This is a genomic window from uncultured Roseibium sp., from assembly GCF_963675095.2.
GTDB lineage: Bacteria > Pseudomonadota > Alphaproteobacteria > Rhizobiales > Stappiaceae > Roseibium.
On the sequence record NZ_CAXXSJ010000002.1, the window covers coordinates 56,007 to 77,460 of the forward strand.

Annotated in this window: 25 protein-coding genes and 1 pseudogene; 14 read left to right on the forward strand and 12 right to left on the reverse strand. The window is 59.3% G+C overall.

Annotated features, from left to right (window positions below):
- Window positions 1-270 precede the first annotated feature (270 nt).
- On the forward strand, window positions 271-420 hold the full coding sequence (locus ABIN98_RS00485) for a transposase (protein WP_394701392.1): 150 nt from the start codon (window positions 271-273) through the stop codon (window positions 418-420).
- Window positions 421-530: 110 nt separating this feature from the next.
- Window positions 531-932, forward strand: a complete 402-nt coding sequence (locus ABIN98_RS00490; RefSeq protein WP_346906427.1) for a hypothetical protein — start codon at window positions 531-533, stop codon at window positions 930-932.
- Here ABIN98_RS00490 and ABIN98_RS00495 read toward each other — a convergent pair.
- Complete coding sequence (locus ABIN98_RS00495; protein ID WP_346906429.1) at window positions 904-2,127, reverse strand: glycosyltransferase family 4 protein; 1,224 nt, start codon at window positions 2,125-2,127, stop codon at window positions 904-906. The two genes, ABIN98_RS00490 and ABIN98_RS00495, sit on opposite strands and share 29 nt — an antisense overlap.
- Window positions 2,128-2,212: 85 nt before the next feature.
- Here ABIN98_RS00495 and ABIN98_RS00500 point away from each other — a divergent pair, with 85 nt between their 5' ends.
- Entirely contained in the window at window positions 2,213-2,995 is a 783-nt protein-coding gene (locus tag ABIN98_RS00500) for an alpha/beta hydrolase (RefSeq protein ID WP_346906431.1), read from the forward strand.
- A 4-nt stretch (window positions 2,996-2,999) separates the two neighbouring features.
- Here the strand turns inward: ABIN98_RS00500 and ABIN98_RS00505 are convergent, their stop codons facing one another.
- The gene (locus ABIN98_RS00505; RefSeq protein ID WP_346906432.1) at window positions 3,000-3,641 is read right to left on the reverse strand and encodes a DNA-3-methyladenine glycosylase 2 family protein; all 642 of its coding nucleotides are present in this window, start codon (window positions 3,639-3,641) and stop codon (window positions 3,000-3,002) included.
- Window positions 3,642-3,731: 90 nt separating this feature from the next.
- Here ABIN98_RS00505 and gluQRS point away from each other — a divergent pair, with 90 nt between their 5' ends.
- The 3 genes from gluQRS to ABIN98_RS00520 all read left to right on the forward strand — a co-directional run bounded on the left by gluQRS (window position 3,732) and on the right by ABIN98_RS00520 (window position 7,036).
- Window positions 3,732-4,643: a tRNA glutamyl-Q(34) synthetase GluQRS gene (gluQRS, locus tag ABIN98_RS00510; protein WP_346906434.1), complete on the forward strand. Its 912-nt coding sequence runs from the start codon at window positions 3,732-3,734 to the stop codon at window positions 4,641-4,643.
- Window positions 4,644-4,931: 288 nt separating this feature from the next.
- Window positions 4,932-5,489: a hypothetical protein gene (locus tag ABIN98_RS00515; RefSeq protein ID WP_346906435.1), complete on the forward strand. Its 558-nt coding sequence runs from the start codon at window positions 4,932-4,934 to the stop codon at window positions 5,487-5,489.
- Window positions 5,489-7,036, forward strand: coding sequence for a sensor domain-containing phosphodiesterase (locus tag ABIN98_RS00520; RefSeq protein WP_346906437.1), 1,548 nt, complete (start codon window positions 5,489-5,491; stop codon window positions 7,034-7,036). The genes ABIN98_RS00515 and ABIN98_RS00520 overlap by 1 nt, the downstream gene beginning before the upstream one ends.
- 36 nt (window positions 7,037-7,072) lie before the next feature.
- Here ABIN98_RS00520 and ABIN98_RS00525 read toward each other — a convergent pair whose 3' ends face one another.
- Entirely contained in the window at window positions 7,073-8,038 is a 966-nt protein-coding gene (locus tag ABIN98_RS00525) for an AEC family transporter (protein ID WP_346906439.1), read from the reverse strand.
- A gap of 3 nt (window positions 8,039-8,041) precedes the next feature.
- Complete coding sequence (locus ABIN98_RS00530; RefSeq protein ID WP_346906440.1) at window positions 8,042-8,269, reverse strand: hypothetical protein; 228 nt, start codon at window positions 8,267-8,269, stop codon at window positions 8,042-8,044.
- Here ABIN98_RS00530 and ABIN98_RS00535 point away from each other — a divergent pair.
- Entirely contained in the window at window positions 8,268-9,419 is a 1,152-nt protein-coding gene (locus ABIN98_RS00535; protein WP_346906442.1) for a hybrid sensor histidine kinase/response regulator, read from the forward strand. The genes ABIN98_RS00530 and ABIN98_RS00535 overlap by 2 nt on opposite strands.
- Here the strand turns inward: ABIN98_RS00535 and ABIN98_RS00540 are convergent.
- Entirely contained in the window at window positions 9,416-10,060 is a 645-nt protein-coding gene (locus ABIN98_RS00540; protein ID WP_346906444.1) for a 2-hydroxychromene-2-carboxylate isomerase, read from the reverse strand. The two genes, ABIN98_RS00535 and ABIN98_RS00540, sit on opposite strands and share 4 nt — an antisense overlap.
- Window positions 10,061-10,197: 137 nt before the next feature.
- Between ABIN98_RS00540 and ABIN98_RS00545 the strand changes: the two genes are divergently transcribed.
- The gene (locus ABIN98_RS00545) at window positions 10,198-11,019 is read left to right on the forward strand and encodes a phosphatase PAP2 family protein (protein WP_346906446.1); all 822 of its coding nucleotides are present in this window, start codon (window positions 10,198-10,200) and stop codon (window positions 11,017-11,019) included.
- A gap of 17 nt (window positions 11,020-11,036) precedes the next feature.
- Here the strand turns inward: ABIN98_RS00545 and ABIN98_RS00550 are convergent, their stop codons facing one another.
- The 3 genes from ABIN98_RS00550 to ABIN98_RS00560 all read right to left on the reverse strand — a co-directional run bounded on the left by ABIN98_RS00550 (window position 11,037) and on the right by ABIN98_RS00560 (window position 12,387).
- On the reverse strand, window positions 11,037-11,486 hold the full coding sequence (locus tag ABIN98_RS00550) for a host attachment family protein (protein WP_346906447.1): 450 nt from the start codon (window positions 11,484-11,486) through the stop codon (window positions 11,037-11,039).
- A gap of 75 nt (window positions 11,487-11,561) precedes the next feature.
- Window positions 11,562-11,852 carry a hypothetical protein gene (locus ABIN98_RS00555; RefSeq protein ID WP_346906449.1) on the reverse strand — a complete coding sequence of 97 codons (291 nt, stop codon included), beginning with the start codon at window positions 11,850-11,852 and terminating at the stop codon, window positions 11,562-11,564.
- Between the two features lie 79 nt (window positions 11,853-11,931).
- The gene (locus ABIN98_RS00560; RefSeq protein ID WP_346906451.1) at window positions 11,932-12,387 is read right to left on the reverse strand and encodes a low molecular weight protein-tyrosine-phosphatase; all 456 of its coding nucleotides are present in this window, start codon (window positions 12,385-12,387) and stop codon (window positions 11,932-11,934) included.
- Between the two features lie 156 nt (window positions 12,388-12,543).
- Between ABIN98_RS00560 and ABIN98_RS00565 the strand changes: the two genes are divergently transcribed.
- Both ABIN98_RS00565 and ABIN98_RS00570 read left to right on the forward strand, forming a co-directional pair.
- Window positions 12,544-13,836, forward strand: a complete 1,293-nt coding sequence (locus tag ABIN98_RS00565) for an adenylate/guanylate cyclase domain-containing protein (protein ID WP_346906452.1) — start codon at window positions 12,544-12,546, stop codon at window positions 13,834-13,836.
- Between the two features lie 22 nt (window positions 13,837-13,858).
- A pseudogene (locus tag ABIN98_RS00570) lies at window positions 13,859-14,158 on the forward strand (4a-hydroxytetrahydrobiopterin dehydratase); the annotation flags it as partial.
- Between the two features lie 25 nt (window positions 14,159-14,183).
- On the opposite strand, the gene ABIN98_RS00575 reads toward ABIN98_RS00570, so the two are convergent.
- A complete protein-coding gene (locus tag ABIN98_RS00575; RefSeq protein WP_346906675.1) occupies window positions 14,184-14,399 on the reverse strand; it encodes a sulfurtransferase TusA family protein in 216 nt (71 codons plus the stop codon).
- 111 nt (window positions 14,400-14,510) lie between these two features.
- Here ABIN98_RS00575 and ABIN98_RS00580 point away from each other — a divergent pair, with 111 nt between their 5' ends.
- From ABIN98_RS00580 to ABIN98_RS00590, 3 genes are all read left to right on the forward strand, one after another.
- On the forward strand, window positions 14,511-15,062 hold the full coding sequence (locus ABIN98_RS00580) for a DUF924 family protein (protein WP_346906454.1): 552 nt from the start codon (window positions 14,511-14,513) through the stop codon (window positions 15,060-15,062).
- Between the two features lie 480 nt (window positions 15,063-15,542).
- Window positions 15,543-15,881: a P-II family nitrogen regulator gene (locus tag ABIN98_RS00585; RefSeq protein ID WP_190291594.1), complete on the forward strand. Its 339-nt coding sequence runs from the start codon at window positions 15,543-15,545 to the stop codon at window positions 15,879-15,881.
- Between the two features lie 20 nt (window positions 15,882-15,901).
- Window positions 15,902-17,224, forward strand: coding sequence for an ammonium transporter (locus ABIN98_RS00590; RefSeq protein WP_346906456.1), 1,323 nt, complete (start codon window positions 15,902-15,904; stop codon window positions 17,222-17,224).
- Between the two features lie 124 nt (window positions 17,225-17,348).
- On the opposite strand, the gene ABIN98_RS00595 is transcribed toward ABIN98_RS00590, so the two are convergent.
- Window positions 17,349-18,122, reverse strand: coding sequence for a TIGR01458 family HAD-type hydrolase (locus tag ABIN98_RS00595; RefSeq protein ID WP_346906458.1), 774 nt, complete (start codon window positions 18,120-18,122; stop codon window positions 17,349-17,351).
- Between the two features lie 274 nt (window positions 18,123-18,396).
- Between ABIN98_RS00595 and ABIN98_RS00600 the strand changes: the two genes are divergently transcribed.
- Window positions 18,397-19,617 carry an ammonium transporter gene (locus ABIN98_RS00600; protein ID WP_346906460.1) on the forward strand — a complete coding sequence of 407 codons (1,221 nt, stop codon included), beginning with the start codon at window positions 18,397-18,399 and terminating at the stop codon, window positions 19,615-19,617.
- 58 nt (window positions 19,618-19,675) lie between these two features.
- Here the strand turns inward: ABIN98_RS00600 and ABIN98_RS00605 are convergent, their stop codons facing one another.
- The gene (locus tag ABIN98_RS00605) at window positions 19,676-20,344 is read right to left on the reverse strand and encodes an HAD family hydrolase (RefSeq protein ID WP_346906462.1); all 669 of its coding nucleotides are present in this window, start codon (window positions 20,342-20,344) and stop codon (window positions 19,676-19,678) included.
- 130 nt (window positions 20,345-20,474) lie between these two features.
- A complete protein-coding gene (locus ABIN98_RS00610) occupies window positions 20,475-21,362 on the reverse strand; it encodes a cation diffusion facilitator family transporter (RefSeq protein ID WP_346906464.1) in 888 nt (295 codons plus the stop codon).
- Between the last annotated feature and the right edge of the window lie 92 nt (window positions 21,363-21,454).

Sequence of the window (21,454 nt, forward strand, 5' to 3'; positions counted from 1 at the left end):
GAGAGGGGGCATTTCCGCCCGGAGGCCGAGGTGGTTCAGCTCTGCCACAGCCCGATTTTGACTGCGCAAAACGGCTTCTCTGCCGCTCCAAGTCATGGTTGCCGGCGGTCAGCAGCATGACAGTCAGATGGCACGTGCTCCACTTGAAGGCCTACCGGGCGGCGGAATGGTTCTCGCCGACAAGGCTTACGACGCGACCGAGATAAGAACGTTCGTGAGTTCAGTGGAGGCTGGACGAACATCCCACTCCGTCGGAACCGGCGCGATCCGATTTGCTACAATCCGTATCTCTACCGTCGTCGAAATCACGTTGAGCGGTTCATCAGCCGGATGAAACACTGCAGGCGCATCGCTACGCGATATGAGAAACACGCAGCCAACTTCCTTGCCTTCGTCAAGCTCGCTGCCATCCGGCTTTGACTACGCGTTAATGAGTCCGCGGCCTAGCTGATTAGATACTCTGGCTCTGTTTCTGATCCGGAGATAGAAGTTTAATACAGTGGTTTGGTGGAAAGGGTTTAATTGGAAATATGGAAAATCCTGAATTTATTTCAATTAAAATTAGGAAAATTAAAGAAGAATACGAAGGTTTTTTCGTTGAGCCAGAGGAAATTGATGGAGAAATTTATGAATTACGCAATTCAGATCTCATCAATATAATTAATTTCATTAATAAGAACGATGAGGATGTGAGCTTAATTGCGGAAGATTTGTTGAGAGATCTAGATTCGATCTTAAACGACCTCCCTCGCCCTGAAAAAACGGGCATTGTATGGCAAGTTATTAAAAGGCATGCTCCGGATCCGTTATGGCCTTCTATTACATATTTTGGTCCTGCGGTCGTTAGGCAGATCGTTTGGCATGTTTCTCTGGAAAATCCAAAAATAAAAAACTTAATAGATCTCAATATCTTGCGTATTGAATACCTTTAGATGTTGATGACGCAGTATCCAAGTGTTCCAAAGTCAGTAGCCGTTCATAAACGGCGAGCGTTTTTGCACACATGGCTTCGACCGAGAATTTCTCCGTCACATGGGCGCTGGCGTGGGCAGTGAGCGCTTGGCGCTCGTCTTCGGGCATTTTCAGTGCATGCTTGATAGCTTCGGCAAGGGCTTTCGGATCGCCCGGCGGTACCCGCCATCCGGTACGGTCGGCTTCGCTGACTTCCGGCGGTGCGAGCACGGTTTCGGGAACGGCGCCAAGATCCGAGACGATGACAGGCACGCAGGCAGCCTGGGCTTCGACTGCCGCCCGGCCGAACGCTTCCGCCTCTGTCGAGGCGACGACGGACAGATCGGCCAGGGCCAGGGCCGCTGGCACGTCGGCGCAATGGCCGACGAGCTTGACCTGGTCTTCCAGGCCGTGACCGGAAATTTTGCTTTTCAGCTCTGAGACGTAGTCGTCGCGCCCCTGGGCGTCGCCGGCCAGGATGGCGATCGGGGCCGTCAGCCCTGCGTCTTTGAGAGCAGCCATGGCGTCGATGACAACCCTCTGGCCCTTCCATCCCGTCACCCGTGCAAGCTGGAGTATTACCGGTCGGCCGGGTTCGAGACCCCATGCATCGGCCAATACCGCTTTGCGGACGTCGGTCACGGCGTCGGGAGCCAGTGCGGACAGGTCCGATCCCCGGTGAATGACGTCAATCCGGTCTTTGGCAAAGGGATGGCGCTCTGCGATCAGGCAGGCGGTATAGGCGGAGTTCGCGATCACCCTGTCGCCTCGCGCCATGACGGAATTATAGAGCGCCTTCAGCGGGCCTTTTTGATTGTAGATGCCGTGATAGGTGGTCACGAACGGGATCTTGCAGCGGCGGGCGGCCAGAAGCGCGGACCAGGCCGGGGCCCGGCTGCGGGCATGGATCAGGCCGACGCCTTCCGCCTCGATTATCCGCTGCAGCCTTGCCGCGTTTTTCCAGATCGTGAGCGGGTTCTTCGACTTGACCGGCAGTGTGATGTGCCGTGCGCCGACGGCCTCGAGCTCTGCTACCATCTGTCCGCCTTCGCTGGCCACCAATGCCGTTCCGCCGGCTTGCACGATCGCCGCGGCAACATCGACGGTGGTGCGTTCGGCACCGCCGGTCACGAGATCCGGAATGACTTGCAGGATGGTGTTCGCTTTGATGGCCAAGGAGGGCTCCGGCGGTGAGGCTTCTCATTTGTCCCCGTCTATGCCAAAGGGGACCTGAAACCATGAAACTGGGCAGAGCCTTAATATGAACGCCGACGAACCGCAATTCATCGAGATTGGAAAAGCGGCCGGAAAAACAGGCCGAACCCGCCGGATCGCCGTGCGTCATCGGGAGGGACAAGGCCCCGGCCTGCTCTGGCTTTCCGGCTTTAAGTCCGACATGAGCGGCACCAAGGCGGTTGAACTTGATGATTGGGCCAAAGAGCAAGGCCTTGCCTGCACCCGGTTCGATTATTCCGGGCACGGAATGTCCGAAGGCGCGTTCGAGGACGCCTGCGTATCCGACTGGCTGGAAGAGGCCCTCGCCGTGTTCGACCGCTTTTGCGAGGGACCGACCATCGTGGTCGGATCCTCAATGGGCGGGTGGATCGCGCTTCTCCTGGCTTTGGCGCGACGGGATGCTTGCCTCCTCAAGGGCATGGTCCTGATCGCGCCGGCGACGGATTTCACCGAGGAACTGATGTGGAAGCAACGGTTCACTGATGAGATCCGGGACGCGATCCTCAATGAGGGACGCTGGCAGCAGCCTTCCGCCTATTCGGAAGACCCTTACGTGATCACCGCCAAATTGATCGAGGACGGGCGCCGGCACCTCATTCTCGACAAACCGATTACGACCGGTTGCCCGGTGACGATCCTGCAAGGGGTCCAGGATCCGGACGTCCCCTGGCGCCATGCGGAACGTCTGGCCGAGGCACTGCCGGAAGACGATGTTACGCTGACGCTCGTTCCCGACGGCGATCATCGGCTGTCCCGGCCGCAGGATATTGCGCTGTTGCTGAAATCCGTCGAGGGGTTGCGCTACTGATCGTTTAAATTGGCATCGTTTCGCGGCCCTGTTTCTGCACCCTGTACCAGGCCCAGAAGACACGGGCGGCGACGCCGCGCCACGGGGCCCAGGCTGTGGCGATCTCGTCGAGGGCGCCGGGTTTCGGTCTGTCCTCCAGTCCGAAAGCGCCTTGTACCGCGACCTGAAGCGCCAAATCGCCGCTTGGAAACACATCCGGATGGCCGGCGCAGAAAAGCAGGAAGATATCCGCCGTCCAGCGGCCGATGCCCTTGATCGCGCAAAGCTCCGCATGAGCTTCCTCGCCAGGACGTTCGGCAAGGTGTGACAGATCCAGCCCGTTGCGGCAGGCGTCTTCGATGGCTCTGAGGGTCCGGATCTTGGGACGGGAGAGGCCGACAGAAGCCAGATCCTCGTCGGCGACGGACGCCAGCCCCTGTTCGTTCAGCGGCCGGACGCGCTGTTCGAGGCGACCGAAGATGGCGGCGGCGCTAGCGACGGAAACTTGTTGTCCGGTGACGATCTGGGCAAGGCCGGCGAAATCGGCGGCCCGTCGGCGCAGGGGAATGTCTCCCGAGGCCGCGATGACGGGAACCAGACGCGGGTCCAACCGCTGCAGGGCCGCCACGCCTTCCGCAATATCGTCCAGGCTTTCAATCGCCTTCATGAAAATTCCTTGTCTGCTGCGGCCCACCTGCTAAGGCTCAAGTCCACTGGATGAGCCAAACCCGAGCACATTGCTATAAGATCCCTGCCGATGACAGTTCCGGTTTTCCGATTTGCTCCGTCTCCCAATGGTCATCTGCATCTTGGGCATGCCTATTCCGCGATTTTGAATTACCGCGCGGCGCAGGCGACCGGCGGCCGCTTCCTGCTCAGGGTCGAGGATATCGATACGGTCCGATGCACGCCGGAACTGGAACGGGACATGCTGGAAGATCTCGCCTGGCTCGGTCTCACATGGGAAAAGCCGGTTTTGCGCCAGTCGGAGAATTTCTTGATTTACGAGGATGCGCTTCGAAAACTGGAGGGCATGGACCTGACCTATCGCGCCTATCTGACCCGCGCCGAGATCAAGCGGTTCGTGGCCGAGCAGGAGGCGGCAGGGGTTTCGTGGCCGCACGATCCGGACGGGGCGCCGCATTATCCGGGCGACAGGGCCGTTCTGAACGACGAAGAGTGCCGCCGGAGGTTTGAGGCGGACGCACCTTTTGCCGTCCGCCTGGACATGCGCCGGGCGCTGGAACGCGTCCGGGAGCCGGTCACGTGGCAGGAATGCGCCGCTGAGATCCCCTCCAACCCGGCCGGTGCCGGCTGGTTTGAAGCCAGGAAAATCCCGGCCGACCCGGCCGCATGGGGGGATGTGATCCTTGCCCGCAAGGATACGCCGACGAGCTACCATCTGTCGGTCGTTGTCGACGATGCCCGGCAGGGCGTCACCGATGTGATGCGGGGACGGGACCTTTATCATGCAACGTCGGTGCACCGGGTCTTGCAGGTCCTGCTCGAATTGCCGGAACCGCGCTATCGCCACCACCGTTTGATACTGGATGTCGACGGCCGGAAGCTTGCGAAATCCGACCGGAGCACGAGCCTGAGAGACTTACGGACTGCGGGATTCCAGGTGCCGGATGTTCATGAGCGAATAGGTATTTTAGCTGATATGTAATTTTTCTCGTTATCGTAAAAAATACTATTTATAAAAGCTTAACAGAAAAATACACTCAAGAATTAAAATTCAATTTTTGAACTATGGCGTGCGAAATCATAGGAATTATGTATTTATATACTTGTTTCATGTTCCCTGTAATTGGCTTGGGACAGGCGTTTGCACGATATCCTTATTCGCCTGTGCGCGTTGCCTTTTCAGTTCCGCGATCGTTGGAATGCGAAATCAAACGGATCGCAGGTGAATTAAAAAATAAAGTTATTTTCGCGGGAGCGCGGGGAGCTTTTTGTGAAAAAGATCAGGAAATTCTTTCGTCACATGCAGACGGCATACGGACGAGTCTTCATTCGCTCGACCGCTTACTTGATATTCTTGATGCTTTCCTTCTCCGTGATTATGGGTTTCATCAACTACAGAGATGAGTTGCGGGTCGTCGAAGACGGGCTTCAGCGCGCTGCGATGGGGCATGCGAAACTGATCGCAGGGCTTTCCGTCGACAAGGTCGAACGAAACGATTTTACAACGCTTCAGCCGCTCCTGGATGCTCTGGCTTCCGAGCCTGAAGTGATTGCGGCGGGGGTTTTCTCGCCTTCCGGGAAGCTGGTTGCTTCCGGCGGAAAATTGCCTTCAACGGAGAATACCCCAGCACCGGATCCGATTGCTCTTGGCGTCATGGAAACCGGAGAATCGGATACGAACCAAAGCGCGATATCTACGGACTACTATGTGCCCGTGCTTCGGGATGGAGCGGTGGTGGGCACTGTCCTCGTGAGAATGTCGAATGCGGAAATCCTGTCCGTCAGGAAAGAGGCGTTCCTGCAAGTCCTCATCCTGTTCGGATTCTGATGGTCGCTTTCGTGCCGCTCGGGACCTATCTGATGTATCGGTCCACCCGCGGTATCAGCCGGGTGACCCAGGCCGCGAACGAAGCCGCTCAAGGATTTCTCGATCCGAATATGGTGGTCGATGCGGACGGGGAAATCGGAGAGCTGCAGGAAGCCTTCAAGGCGATGGCCTTCAACTTGCGCAAGACCATCAAGCATATAGAATATCTTGCCCATGTGGACGGCGTGACACAACTTCCCAACCGGCTGAAGTTCGAAAACACGGCCGTGCAGCTGATCGACCTGTCACCGCGGGCGAAAGGCGCGGTCCTGTTTTTCGATCTCGATCGGTTCAAGACGATCAACGACATGCATGGTCACGCGGTCGGCGACGAACTGCTCAAGCATATCGCCGAACGGATCAGATCTCTCGTCGCGGAGTTTTTTAAGCCTCATGTGACATCGGCCCCGTTCGTCGCCCGCTTTGCCGGCGATGAATTCATCGCGGTGCTTCCTGGCATGACCGATGCGGAAAAGCTGATGGAACTTTCCGAAACCATCATCGAAAAAATCGGCCGACCGGTCCGTGTCGGTTCCCTGAGCCTGATCGTGCGTGCCAGCATGGGCATCGCGCTCTATCCGCAGGACGGGGCGCGGTCCGAGGATGTTCTGCGTTGCGCCGACATGGCCATGTATCGTTCCAAGGAAGAGGGCCGGGACCAGGCAACGATCTTCAACGAAAAGATCCGGGAAGAAGCGCTCGAGCGGCAAAAGATCGAAAGCCACTTGATGAATGCGCTCGATAACGACGAATTGCGGGTATTCTACCAGCCGAAGATCGATCTGACCTCTGGACAGATCATCGGTTCGGAAGCGCTTCTGCGGTGGTCGAACCCGGAACTGGGTAACGTTCCGCCCTTCAAGTTCGTGCCGATCGCAGAGGAATGCGGGCTGATGACCCCGATCGGGGAGTTCGTGCTGCGCCAGTCCCTGGAGGATATGAACCGGCTGCGGACGGAGGGTCATGATCTCAAAATCGCGGTGAATGTGGCGCCGGTGCAGTTCCAGTCCATTTATTTTACCGACCGCACCCTCGGCATTCTCGGCGAAAGCGGCTTTCCGCTCGATCGGCTGGAACTGGAAATCACCGAATCCAGCGTGATGGACGATCCTCAGCGCGTCATGGGGCAGATCATGCCGATCAAGGAGGAGGGCGTGCTCCTGGCAATCGACGATTTCGGGACCGGATATTCCAGCCTGAACACGCTCGCCACCATGCCATTCGACACGATCAAGATCGATCGTTCCTTTGTCCGTGACATGGCCGAGGACGAAAACCAGCGCGCCATCGTGCAACTGATCCTGATGATGGCCCGGCAGCTGAAAATGAATACGGTTGTCGAAGGCATTGAAACGCCGTTGCAGTTCGACCAGTTGCGCGCATGGGGCGCAACCTATGCCCAGGGGTTCCTATGGAGCCCGCCGGTCGATTACAAGGCGTTCGCTTCGATGGTTCGCAACGGCCTGGATACGTCGGCCGTGATAGACGCGAAAGTGGTTTCGCACTGACGCGCCGGGGCGTATCAGCCAAATCGCACCAACGACCTAAAATGCCCGCCAGGTTTCCAGAAACGCGTACCAGAGCCCGCTGGTTGCAACGGCTGCCGCCGTTGTCAGGGTGATCGCATTCGTCGACATGGCATGGCCCGTGCCGTAGCGGTTTGCGAAAATGTAGGCGTTGACGCCCGTCGGGCATGTCGCGGTCAATGTCGCCACCGCTGTCCACAGCGGCGGCAGATGAACCACATAGGCGGACATGACAAAGACGGCCGCCGGCATGAAGCCGAGCTTCAGGACGCTCAGCAGGAACCCCGGCAATACGTTGCCGCGGATGCCGTAGGTCACCATGCTCATGCCCAGCGACAAGAGCGCAACCGGCAGCGCGGTTGCTGAGATCCGGTTCAGGATATCCTGGAACAAGCCCTCGATCGGCAGGCTTGTCGCACGCCAGATCAGGGAACAGGTGATCGCGACGACAATCGGATTGACGATCAGGTTCTTGCCGATCCGCTTCAGGAGTTCCGGCATTGGCGGCGGCGTGCTGACGCCATCCAGCGCCGCGGCCCGTTCCATGAGGACGGAGGTCGCCGCGGTCATGGCCGGAAGATGAACCGAAATGATCAGAAGCAGCGGCACCAGGCCGGCATCGCCGTAGACCTGGGACACCAGCGGCAGGCCGACCATCACTGTGTTGGCGAAGGCGGCGGATATGCCGCCGATGACCCCGGCGCGGGCTTCGCGTCCGAAAACCTTGCGGATCATGAGATTGCCCGCAATCCACGTGGCCGCCATGCCGCTGAAATAGGCGATCCAGATCGCCCACGGGCTCTGGCCTTCCAGATTGACGACGGCCAGGGTCTTGAAGACCAGCACCGGAATGGCGATCACATAGACGTATTCTCCGAGCGCCTCGCCGACGGTCTGCGACATCAGCCTGATCCTGGCGACAAGATAGCCGACCCCGATCAGGATGAAGACCGGGAGGACAATGCTCAGAACTTGGCCAGTCATGATTTATTCTACTTGTTCGCTCAGGCAGGTTTTCAGGTTTGCTAACCCTTCTTCGGGCATGATGGCGTCCGGGTAAAGCTTGCCGGGCGACACAAATTTCTCAAGCGGGTCTTGAGAGGTGGCCTGAAGCCGGTGAGGGTGGGATATGAAGACTGCAGCATGACGACCGGGCTCGATGTTGGCAAGGGCCGATTGCGCACTCGCAACGAACAGACAGGTTTTGGCCGACATGAAGGCTGAAAACGGCAATGAAACTGCCTTGCTTGCGCATGACCTGCGCACGCCGCTGGCTGCCATGAAGACCACGGCGGAGCTGATCGCCAAGGGCACGCTGAGCCAGGAGCAAAGCGAATACCTTTCCATTCTTCTGCAGTCTATCGACGCGCTTACCGACATGACGGAAAACCTGATCCGGCCGAACTCGTCCGAGGCGCAGGGAGCGAAGGCATCCAAGGATGCACCGGCGCTGGTGCGCGAGGTCTTCGACCTGTTTCGGCCCCTGGCCGACCGGAAAGGACTTGGCTTCGACCTGGTGTCCGACGCGGTCGGCAGGCCGATCGAGGCAGGGCGGGCGGCGTCCTTGCGCAGGGTGGTGACGACGCTGGTCGACAATGCCATAAAATATACCGCCAAAGGCAGCGTCACCGTGACCGTGCGGTCCACTCCTCCGGGAGAAGAGGACGACGCCGACCTGACCATCAGCGTTGCGGATACCGGACCGGGGATCGACCCGGCCGAGCGAGACCGGCTGTTCGCGCCTTTCGTGCGTGGCAAGACCGGACGGGCCTCCGGGGACGGTTCCGGGCTCGGTCTTTGGGGGGCCGTTCAACTGATCCGGCGTCTTGGCGGCAAGCTCCGGCTGGTGAGCCCGAAGTCGGGAGGTTGCCGGTTTGAGATCACGGTTCCGTCGGAAAAGACATCGGAACGGGACGCCGGCTCTCAGACCAATGAAGAGTTCGAAATCCTCCCGCCAGGCGAAAGGCATGTTCTGATTGTCGACGACAATGACACCAACCGGAGGCTCCTGTCCGCCCTCCTGGAATCCTTCGGTATGACCTGTGAAGAGGCGGAGAGCGGTCCGGCGGCCATCGAGATGCTGACGACCGGGACCTTCGACGCCGCCTTGATGGATCTGCACATGCCCGGAATGAGCGGGCTGGAGGTTGCGGAAAAACTTCTGGCGGTGCGTACGGGCGAAAAGATCCCTCTGATTGCGGTGACCGCGGCCATGGAATCGGTCGGCGATAAAAGGCTGAAGGATGCCGGTTTTCTGGAGGTTCTGACAAAACCCCTGTCGCCGTCGCTTCTGTTCCAGGCGCTGGAACATGCCCGGGACTATCGGGAGAACAGCAGGAAGCCTGATGCGCCTGTGCCGCTCTAACGCGTCAGCAACAGGGCGTCGTCGAGCGCGTCTTCCAGCCGGTCGTGGCCCCAATAGAGGTCGCCGTTGACGGTGACGAAACTGGGCGCTCCGAAGATGCCGAGGGTCTCCGCTTCGGAAACGGCGGCGCGCAGGCCGATCTTGACGTCGATGGACTCGGCTTCCTTCAGAACGGCTTTCGCATCCGCACCCGCTTCCAGCAGGAGACCGGCCAGAAGGGCGGGATCGGAAATATCCTGTCCCTGACCGAACTCGGCGTCGAAGACGGCGCGCACGAAGGCGCCGATCCAGGGCGATTGCCGGCCGGCATGGGCGATGCGAGCAGCCATCAGGCTGTTTTGCGGAAACGGATCCGGCATCACGAGAGGAAGGCCTAGCTTTTCGCATTGCCGTTCCATGTCCTGCCACATGTGCCGGCCCTTGGCCGGGTAAAGGTTGAACGGCGACGTGTCCCAGCCTTGTTTCTTGAAAATCGGCCCGAGCAGAAACGGATGCCAGACAAGCTGGACGCCACGGTCGCGCGCGACCGTTTCGACACGCATGGCCGACAGGTAGCTGTAGGTGGAGGCGAACTCGAACCAGAAATGCAGCAGGGGCCGGTCCGGCTCGGAGTGTGTGGGATGGGAGGAATGGTCGGTCATGGTTTTTGTGATGATCCGGCAGCCGGAGCTGGACGAAAGCCTGTCGCCTCAATGCAGAAGCATTGGCCGCGCGAAATGAATGGTATAAACAGCAGGCCATGAGCGCCCGGAGTTTTCGACACAATAGGCCGCATGGTGTGTGGCGCAAGGCCATCGATCGGGCGAAACGGCACCCGATCGCTGCGGTCACGGTCTATGTCGTCCTGGTATCGGCTTTCTTTCTGGTGTTTCCCTCCGTCGATCTGTGGATCAGCGGCCTGTTTTATTCCGATGAAACCGGTTTTTGGGCGCAGTCCGATCCGTTTCTCCGCCGACTTCGTCATCTTGGACCCTATCTGGTCAGGATCATTGCGATCGCAAGCTGTGCGGTCTTGCTGCTGAAGCTTCTGGTGCCGGGTCGCCGGCCGCTCGTGCCATTACGGGCGCCGCTGTTCCTGCTGACGACGCTGATCCTGGGGCCGGGCGTTCTGGTCAATCTGATCCTGAAGAACAATTGGGGCCGGCCGCGGCCGGTCATGGTCGATCAGTTCGGCGGAGATCTTCCCTACCAGCCGGTGTGGTGGCCGACGAACCTGTGCGATACGAATTGCTCTTTCGTGTCCGGTGAAGCTTCGGCCGGCATATGGCTGGTAGCCGCCGTCTTTCTGGTGCCGGTTGCCTGGCGGTTCGCAATGTTGTGTTTCGTGCTGCCGCTTGCCTTTGTCCTGTCCGTCAACCGGATCGCCTTCGGCGGGCACTTTCTGTCCGACACGATGATTTCCTGGGGCCTGACGCTGCTGGTCATTCTGGTGACGTATCACCTGTTTTATGTCCGTCCTCCGGCTTTCCTCCGGGACCAGGCGCTGGATGAAGGGTTTACGCGGAAAGGCCGCCTCTTGCACGTTTCGGTAAAAAAAACCGGCACGCGGATACGTGCCTCCGCGCGCCGGTTCCTGAAGATGTTTCGCGATCACAGTTGACCGGTTTTCCGGTTCAATCAGGCCTTCGTCAGAATCTTTTCGATTTCTGCCGGCGGATGACCGGTCAGGGTCTTGTCGAATTCCGCGACGACCCTGTCCTTGACCTCCTTGTGGAATTCCTTGCGCAAATCGCCGAGCGTCATCGGCGGAGCGACGACCACAAGCTGGGAGAACCGGCCCTTGTGGGCGGCCTTGTAAAGCGCTGCGGCCATTTCCTTGGCAAAGCGGTGCTTTTCGATCGTGTGCCAGTCTGTCGGCTCCATGGCGCTTTTCTGCGGTCCGGGGCCGTCATGCCGGCGTCCCGGTTCGTCCGTGCCCTGGTCCTTCGTCAGCGGGTTTTCGTTTTCCATGATCTGAATGACCTGGAGGTTCGGAAATTTCTCATCCCCCTCATTACGGAAAACCAGCGCCTTCTCACCATCGCCAACCAGTACCCACGCGTCATGTGCGATTTGAATCCCGGCCATAGCGAACTCCTCTTCCGTCCGGTTTATCGTTGTTCACAGAGAACCAGTTTCTATCTGGGGCTGCTTTGAGGCGGATCAAGTTCGCGGCTTATCCGGATTCCCCGTGCCGTTTTTTCTCGGGCGCGTGCGCTTGAGGATACGTGCGAGCTTCAAGGGGGCGCGTTCCTCCAGAAAAAGGAAGACCCTGTCCAGGGTTTCGCGGCTTCTGCGATGCTTGCGGATCATGCGGGCCGTGCTGCGGCTGCTGCCGATGATGATAATGCCGCCGAGAGCCAGGAGCGGAACACCGGTCGGTATCGGCATCCAGACGGTGGCGAGACCCAGGACAATCAGAACGGCCGCGAATACCCACCAGAAAAGCTTCATGACATGGTCTCCGGAACGAGGATTCTTTCCGGATAACATCGGGATCAAGACGCCCGTGTGAATTTTACCGGTTCCCGGCTCAGGCGAGCCGCAGGTCTTCAAGAAGGTCCAGGCAGCCGTTTCTCACCAGCTTGTAAACGTCCTGAAAACCATCCGCTCCGCCATAATAAGGATCGGGAACATCCCGTTCAGGGTCTTCTAGAAACAAGCGAATCCTGCCTGTCTGCTCCGCTGCGCACATTCGCCGAAGCGCGGCGAGGTTGTCGCGGTCCATCGCCAGGATCAGGTCGAACCGGTCGAAATCGTCCTGTTTCACCTGCCGTGCCCTGAGGCCCGAGATGTCAATGCCGTTGGACGCGGCCACGCTGATAGAACGCGGATCGGGAGCATGACCTTGATGCCAGCTGCCGGTTCCGGCGGAATCGATCAGGACCCGATCCGAATGGCCGGCCTGTTCCACGGTGTGCCGGAAGACGCCTTCGGCAAGGGGCGAGCGGCAGATGTTTCCAAGACAGACGAACAGAACGGAGGTCATGGGTTAGAGAAAACGGTTCGCGCCGACCCTGTCAACGGGCCGGCGGATATTTGGACCGGCCTTGATAAATCGGTCTTGTCGGCTTTTCCTGTAGGAAACGGAAATTGCGGATTCTGGAAAGGCAGGGTCGTCCGCCGGTTCGGAGGCATGCACTTCATGAGAAAGTGGTCCACATCGGACTTGCTTGGGATCGCCGGGGGGATTCGACCCCCGTCCTGGTTGCGCCGTCTTGCCTCCGCCGGGATTCATTCGACCGACAGATATGTCGGCCGCCGTCAGATGGTGGTCAATGTATCCGCGCTGGTCGGTGTGGCCGACAATATCTTCCATACGGCCCAGAATCTCCTTCATGCATTCTACGAGCTTATGCCGATCAGTATCTACGGCATGGTGATGATCGTCCTGTTTTCGCTGACGTCCCGATTCCATCGCTTCGGTGACAATGCGGCGGCTCTTTATTTCATTCCGGTCACCGCGGCCGGAAATCTCTTCGTGGTCTGGGCGCTTGGGCTTGAAAGCGGAACCCAGGCCTATTTCGCGCTTGGTGGCGCCGCTTTCATCTTCTTCGGCGTCCATCACTGGCGCATTTACATGGGCGTCTTCCTGACGGCTCTTTTGCTCTTGCTGGTCTCCTATCAGTTCGCGCCGGAAGTCGGGCCGGTCATGCCGCATGACATGGAGTTCAGAAGAGATCTCGCCGCTCAGGTGATGGTCAACGTGCTGATCATTTCGACCGTGCTGATCGTCTACGCGCTGACAGCCCTGCACCGGGCGGAAACCGCGCTGCAGGCCGAGCATGAGCGGTCGGAGACCCTCCTGGAAACGATCATGCCGCGCCCGATCGCCGACCGGCTCAAGAGCGATCCTCATGAGCGCATCGCCGACCGCCATGAAGATGTCAGCGTGCTCTTCGCCGACCTGGTCGGTTTCACGCCCGCAGCGCGGCTTTTGTCACCCGATGAGGTCGTCGGCTATCTCGACGGCCTGTTCCGCTCCTTTGACCGCCTGGTCGAACAGGCGGGGGCGGAAAAGATCAAGACCATCGGCGATGCCTATATGGTTGTCGGCGGCCTGGAAGGACGAACCGACGAGGCTGCGGTTGCCATCGGCCGGCTGGCGCTTGCCATGCTGCAGGCGATCAAGGCCTGCGAGCCGTTGAACGGGGTCCGGCTCAATCTGCGTATCGGCATCCATACCGGTCCGGCCATTGCCGGCGTGATCGGCAAGCGGCGCTATTCCTATGATGTGTGGGGAGATGCGGTCAATGTGGCGAGCCGCATGGAATCGCACTCCGAAGCCGGCCGTATTCAGGTGACGGAGGCATTCCGAAGCCGGACGCAACAGGTGTTTTCGTTTCAGGAGCGTGAACCGATCGAGGTGAAGGGAGTTGGACCCATGAAAACCGCGTTCCTAACCGGCGAAAAGCAACGCATCGAAGCGACGGTGTAAGCGGACGAAAGACAGGAGGGGTTTACAGATGGCTGAACGTTTGACCGACGTGGAACAGGCAAAGGAACTGGAAAGTTTGCCGATGTGGCGCCTGGTAGACGGGCGCAAAGCGATCACCCGCAGCTTCCGGTTCCGCGATTTCAACGAGGCCTTCGGCTTCATGACGCGTGTGGCGATGGTTGCCGAAAAGATGGACCATCATCCCGAGTGGTCGAACGTGTACGGGCAGGTCGACGTCACCCTGGCAACCCATGACGCGGGCGGGTTGACGGCGCTGGATTTCAGGCTGGCGAGGAAAATGGACCGGTTCGCCGGATCCTGAGACCGGCACGAGGCTTGATCCGAGCTCAGCCCTTTTCCAGAACGAAACGTCCGGCTTCTCCGGTCATTTCGGCGCTGACCAGGCGGTGACCGTTTTCCTGACAGTAATGGGGAATATCGATCGCGGCCATGGGATCGGTCGTCAGCACTGTGACCAGGGTTCCGGTTTCCAGGCTCGCCATGGCCTTGCGGGTTTTCAGAACCGGCAGTGGGCATTTCAGCCCCTTCAAATCCAACAGCATGTCATCGCTCACGGATAACGGGCTCCTTGTCTGATCGAGTCTATGACCTAGCTGCTATATAGGTCCAACAGACCGTTCCTGTCGTCTGTTTTCATTTCAAAAGGGTCCTCCATGTCCGAGACTTTGGCAAATCCGATCGATGTCCTCGATTTCTGGTGGCAGGCGGGGGCCTCCAAGTGGTTTGCCCGTGACGACAATTTCGACCGGAAAATCCGGGGCCGGTTCCTGACGACGATCGAAGCCGCGCAAAGGGGGGATCTCGACGGCTGGGCGGACACCGCGCATGGTGCCCTTGCCCTGATCCTGGTGCTCGATCAGTTCACGCGCAACGTGTTTCGGAACGACAGGCGGGCCTTCGAGGCGGACGACCGGGCCCTGGAACATGCCAGGCGGGCGGTTGCCGCGGGCTATGACAAGGCGTTTCCCAAGGAGGTCCGGGCCTTCTTCTATCTGCCGTTCGAACATGCCGAGGATATGGATGCCCAACAGGCGAGCGTCGATCTGTTCCGCAAGACGGGTAACCGGGATTTCCATCTCTATGCGCTGATCCATCTGGATGTGATCCGCCGTTTCGGCCGCTTTCCCCATCGCAACACGGTGCTCGGACGGGAGACCTCGCCGGAGGAGCAGGCGTTTCTGGACGACGGCGGATTTTCCGCATGACGTTGCGTTTGCAGTCCCCTGCAAGGGGAAAATCGGTAATTTTCAAGGGAGGAGGTTTTCCCGAAATCCCTCCTTTCGGGGGTTAACAATCAGTTTTTGTCCGATTTTTTGCCTCTTTATTGATCGGGTTTAAGTTTCGCTTAGGAATTGTGCATATTTTTTGTGCAAATTCTGAAAATTGCACAAAAAATAGACCTATCCAATGACTCAATTTCGGGCGCTCCGCTGGGATTGCATGTCTAACAGGCGCGCTGAGTTTCAAAATTCCGCGGAATACCGCCATTCCCAGACTCAATTTTCAAAGTTGGCACGGTCCTTGTTTGTAAGGGCGTGAAACCGACCCGGCTTCTTGCGTTTGCGGGCTCTGATTTGAACCGAAGGGTTCTCGGCAGGGTGGAACCTTGAGGGGGGTGCCAGACGGGACGGTCAAGTGAGCCTCTTCGCCGGGAAGGGGTGAAAAAAGAGGAATGGGAACGAGCAATGAAAATCGTGATGGCCATTATCAAGCCGTTCAAGCTCGATGAAGTGCGTGATGCGCTGACGGGCATCGGCATTCAGGGCCTGACGGTGACCGAGGTGAAGGGCTATGGCCGCCAGAAAGGGCACACCGAGATCTACCGCGGCACTGAATACGCAGTGAGCTTTCTGCCCAAATTGAAAATCGAAGTCGCTGTCGCAAGCGATGCTGTCGACAAAGTCGTCGAAGTTATCTCCTCCGCGGCAAAGACGGGTCAGATCGGCGACGGCAAGATCTTCGTCTACTCGATCGACCAGGTCGTGCGTATCCGTACCGGCGAAACCGACGCCGAAGCTCTTTGATTGTTGTGAGGAAAACCAAGATGAACAAACTTGTCGCAAAAAGCGCGGCTACCCTTGGCGCCCTCGGCCTGATGGCCGTGCCGGCTTTCGCCCAGGATGCTGCTCCGGCGGTTTCGCCCGAAACCCAGTATATCTTCAACACCCTGCTCTTCCTGATCGGCGGTTTCCTCGTGATGTGGATGGCAGCCGGCTTTGCCATGCTGGAAGCCGGCCTGGTTCGTTCCAAGAACGTGTCCATGCAGTGCCTGAAGAACATTGCACTCTACTCTGTCGCGGGCCTGTTGTTCTGGCTCACCGGCTACAACCTGATGTACGACGGCGTTGACGGCGGCTTCATCGGTTCGTTCGGACCTTATGCATTCGATGCCGTCGGCGGTAACGCCCTCGACACCGGCTATTCGACGGCTTCCGACTGGTTCTTCCAGATGGTGTTCTGTGCCACCACGGCTTCGATCGTGTCCGGTACGCTGGCCGAGCGCATCAAGCTGTGGCCGTTCATGATCTTCACCGTTGTCCTGACCGGCTTCATCTACCCGATCGCCGGCTCCTGGCAGTGGGGTGCAGGCTGGCTCTCCGAAATGGGCTTCTCCGATTTCGCCGGTTCCACCCTGGTGCACTCCGTCGGTGGCTGGGCGGCTCTGACCGGTGCCCTGATCCTCGGTGCACGTAAAGGCAAGTACGGTGCGGACGGCAGCGTTCATGCAATGCCGGGTTCCTCCATGCCGCTGGCGACCCTGGGTACGTTCATCCTGTGGCTCGGCTGGTTCGGCTTCAACGGTGCTTCGCAGCTTGCCATGGGCACCATCGGCGACGTCACCGACGTTTCCCGCATCTTCGCCAACACCAACATGGCCGCTGCTGCCGGTGTGGTCGTCGCGATGGCCCTGACCCAGATCCTCTACAAGAAGGTCGACGTCACCATGGCTCTCAACGGTGCGCTTGCCGGTCTGGTCTCCATCACCGCTGAACCGCTTGCTCCGACCGTCCTGCAGTCGGTTATCGTTGGCGGCGTCGGTGCAGCCATCGTGGTGTTCGCGGTTCCGCTGCTCGACAAGCTGAAGATCGACGACGTTGTCGGCGCCATCCCGGTCCACCTGCTGGCAGGTATCTGGGGCACCTTCATCGTTCCGTTCTCCAACGGCGACACCTCTTACGTCACCCAGCTGATCGGTATCGTGGCTTACGGCGCATTCGTTGTGATCATCAGCGCGATCGTCTGGCTCATCCTGAAGTTCACCATCGGTATCCGGGTGTCCGAAGAGGAAGAAGCCATGGGTCTGGACAAGGCCGAGATCGGTGTCGAAGCCTATCCGGAGTTCGGTACGGGCTCCCAGCGGCTCTGATCTTAGTATCTCCCAAAGCGGTCTAACTGGCTCAGACCGCAAACTTGAGGCCCGGGGCTCACGCTCCGGGCTTTTTTCATGGTTTCTTTGAAAAATGCCTGCCTCGTGCAGGGATGCGGAGTGATCAGATGCGGGCCAGGATCCAATCCGCGGCCGCTCCGATGTCGTCCACAACCGCGGTTGGCACAGGTTCGGCGGCGGCTTCCGCGCCAGGCGTATATTTTCCCGTCCTGACCAGGAGGGCGTGGCCCACGCCGGCGGAAAGCGCGCCCGACACATCGCTTTCCACGTCGTCGCCGATCATCACCAGGTCGCCCATCTGAACGTCCATGTCCCGGGCGGCTTCGGCGTAGAAGTCCACTGACGGCTTGCCGAGGACGGTGGCGCTGCGGCCGCTGGCGTATTCCAGTGCGGCGACAAAGGCACCGGTATCGAGGCTGAGGCGGCCGTCCGCGTCCAGAAAGGTCCGGTTTTGGGCAAGCGCCAGAAATTCCGCGCCATCTGCAAGGTCCCGGAACGCGGCATTCAGGGCCTGATAGGTGAAGCCGTCGGCCGCGTCTCCGACGACCACGGCGCGGTTCTTCCCTAATGAGGCTGGCAGGTCTCGGAAATCCTCTTCCAGGGCCGGATGGATCAGAAGATGCGGCGCCAGCCCGCGCTCGATCAACAGTTCACGGGCCGCCTGGGCCGGCGTGAAGAGCTCATCGGCCGCGATTTCAAAGCCCATCCTGGACAGGCGATCCAGCAGGCCCCGCTTCGGCGTGCGGGTGGTGTTGGTCAGAAACCGGACGGGAAAGCCGGATTTCCGTATCCGAGACAAAGCCTCCGGTGCGCCGGCAATAGGTCCGCCGCCGATGTAAATCACGCCTGACAGGTCGATGAGGATGCCGCGGATCATGCCGGAACCATGCCAAGCAGACTGGGTCAGGTCAAATCGGGTCTGGTCGATGTTCAGGGCAGGGAAACAGAGAATATGCTGAAGAAATAATCATACTGCCTATTAAATATGCCTATTAATTAGGCTGAAATACTGCCTCAGGTGAGGCTTCATTTCGGTCTATGCCCAAAATGATCGAGAACTGGCCATTTTGCCTGTTTGGCATGCAGCTTGAAAGCGCTGCTTTCCAAAAATACGCCCAGAGAATGGGCATTTGCATAATTTGGAGCCAGGTATGACCGACACGAACGTGGGCGGAGATGTCTTCTTTGTCCTTTTGGGTGCCATTCTCGTCTTTGCGATGCATGGCGGTTTCGCGTTTCTGGAGGTCGGCACGGTCCGCCAGAAAAACCAGGTGAATGCCCTGGTGAAAATTCTGGTCGATTTCGCGATCTCGACCATCGCCTATTTCTTCGTCGGGTTCGCCGTCGCTTACGGGACCAGTTTCTTTGTGAATGCGGCGACCTTGTCCGGCGGAGGCGGCGGATTCGAGCTGCAGGGCCTGACCCTGGTGAAATTCTTCTTCCTGACCACGTTCGCTGCCGCGATCCCGGCCATCATTTCAGGCGGTATTGCCGAGCGGATGAAATTCCTGCCGCAATGTCTGGCCACGGTCGTTCTGGTCGGTCTCGCCTATCCGATCTTCGAGGGTGTCGTCTGGAATTCGAATTTCGGTTTCCAGGGATGGCTGGAATCCAGCTTTGGCGCCACGTTCCATGATTTCGCCGGATCCGTTGTCGTGCATGCGGTCGGCGGCTGGATCGCGCTCGGCGCCGTTGTGCTCCTCGGCGCCCGCAGGGGTCGATACGACAGCCGCGGCAAACCGATCGGGATCCCGCCATCCTCGCTTCCCTGGCTCGCCATGGGCTCCTGGATGCTGTGCGTCGGCTGGTTCGGCTTCAACGTGATGAGCGCGCAGTCGCTTCAAGGTGTATCGGGTCTGGTCGCCATCAATTCGCTGATGGCCATGGTCGGCGGGATCCTGACGGCGCTGATCGCGGGCCGGAACGATCCCGGCTTTGTCCATAACGGTGCGCTGGCCGGTCTGGTCGCGGTTTGCGCCGGTTCCGATATCATGCATCCAATCGGCAGCCTGGTCGTCGGCGGTGTTGCCGGCGTGATCTTCGTCAAGGGCTTCGAGTTCTGCCAGAACCGGCTGAAGATCGACGATGTGCTCGGCGTCTGGCCGCTCCACGGCATCTGCGGTGCCTGGGGCGGTATTGCTGCAGGGCTCTTCGGCCTGGAAAGTCTCGGCGGCCTCGGCGGGGTTTCGCCCCTGTCCCAGATTGCCGGTACGGTTGCCGGTGTGGCCTATGCTCTCGCCGTCGGCTTCATCGTCTACGGCGTGTTGAAGCGTGTTGTCGGCATTCGTCTGTCGGCGGAAGAAGAACATCTGGGGGCCGACCTCGCCATCCACAAGATCAGCGCCAATCCGGAGCACGATCTGGGCCGCTGATGTCAGGCTTCCGTTCCTGAAATTGCAGGATGCCCGGGCGAAAGGCCCGGGCGTTCCATCATGGCTGGAGGCGCTTTGCCAGGTCGGTGTGTCCGGCAAAGACCTCGGCAGCGCCGGCTTCAAGCAGGCGCACCTTCAGCGCATCGTCGCCGTGGCTGGCGCCGGTAAATCCCCAGACAGTCATGCCGGCGGACCGGCCTGCCCGGACGCCGTTGATACTGTCCTCGATGACCAGGCATTCATCCGCACTCGCCTGCAATTTGGACGCGGCGAAGAGGAACAGATCCGGAGCGGGCTTGCCGTTGCGGACCTGCTCGCCGGAATAGATGTGCGGATCGAAGTAATGATGTAGCCCGGTTTGCCTCAATTTCTCGTTCAACCGGCCGAGACGGGTCGATGATGCGACGGCTTTCGGTCCCCGATAACCGTCCAGGAGAGGCTTGATCCCGTCGACGGCCACCAGATCCCGGTCCATGCGTTCCCTGGTCGCTCTGTCCAGCCCATCGGCGAAGCTTGACGGCAATGCCCCTTTTCCGAGCGCGGCATAATCGTCTTCGACGGTCTTGTAAAAATCGGTGCTGGTCAGCCCGATAAATCGCTCCTGATAATCCTGGAGGCTGTATTCCAGGCCGATCCGGCTTAAATGCTCACGTTCGACGTCGATGTAGATGATTTCGGAATCGACGAGCACGCCGTCGCAGTCGAAGAGAATCGCGGAAAAATGCATGCCCACTCCCGGCAAGGTGATAGCTGGTGGATGCCGTCGTACAGGCCTTTGATGAACCTGCGCTGAACCCGAGACCTAATACCGCAGGTTTCATGCGGCCGATGTCCGCCAAGAGCGGCCCGGAGCCTGACTACAGGACGACGATGCCGGAGTGCTTGGCCTTGTGTTCGGGCTCGACATGAATGGTGACGTGGGCCCCTGGCAGGCCCTTGCCGATGGCCTGTTCGATCCGATCGCAGATGTCATGGGCCATATCCACCGTCATCTCCCCCGGTACAACCAGATGAAATTCGATGAAGGTCGTCCGGCCGGCGTTTCGGGTCCTGAGGTCGTGGGCTTCCAGCGCCCCTTCCCCCTGCTCGGAGATGAGGGTGCGGATCTTGTCCAGGGTGTCGGCGGAGGCCGCTTCATCCATCAGGCCGCTGATGGATTCCTTCATGATGTCCCATCCGGTCCACAGCACATTCAGGCCCACCAGGCCGGCCAGGATTGGATCGAGACGGGTCCAGCCGGTCAGGGCGACAAGGATCACGCCCACCAGGACGCCAATGGACGTGACCACGTCGGTTCGCAGGTGACGGCCGTCGGCGACCAGAGCCGGCGACCGGTGCTTCTTGCCGAACCGGATCAGGTACCAGGCCCAGCCACCGTTGATGACGCCTGCCGCCGCATTCACCCCAAGACCCAGCAGAGAATAGTTGGCGGGTTCGTTTGCGATGAAGCCAGCCCAGGCGGACTGGAAAATCGAGATGGCGGCCAGAACGATCATCACGCCCACCAGGACGGCTGCGAAATACTCCGCCTTGTCGTGCCCATAGGGGTGATTGGAATCGGCAGGCTTGGAGGCGAACCAGACGGCGAAGACGGCTGCGATGGAGGATGCGACGTTGATCACCGTTTCAAGCGCATCGGAATAAAGGGCGACCGAACCGGTCAGCCAGTAAGCGGCGAACTTCAGACCGAGCACGATCACGCCGACGCCTATGCTGGCAAAAGCAATGCGCAGTCTGAGACTCATGAATTGTCCCCGTCTTGCCGGATGCGCCGGATTAGCGCCGTGAACGCGGCAAGGGGTAACAGTTTTCGTCCCGGAAACAACCCCGGAGTTTC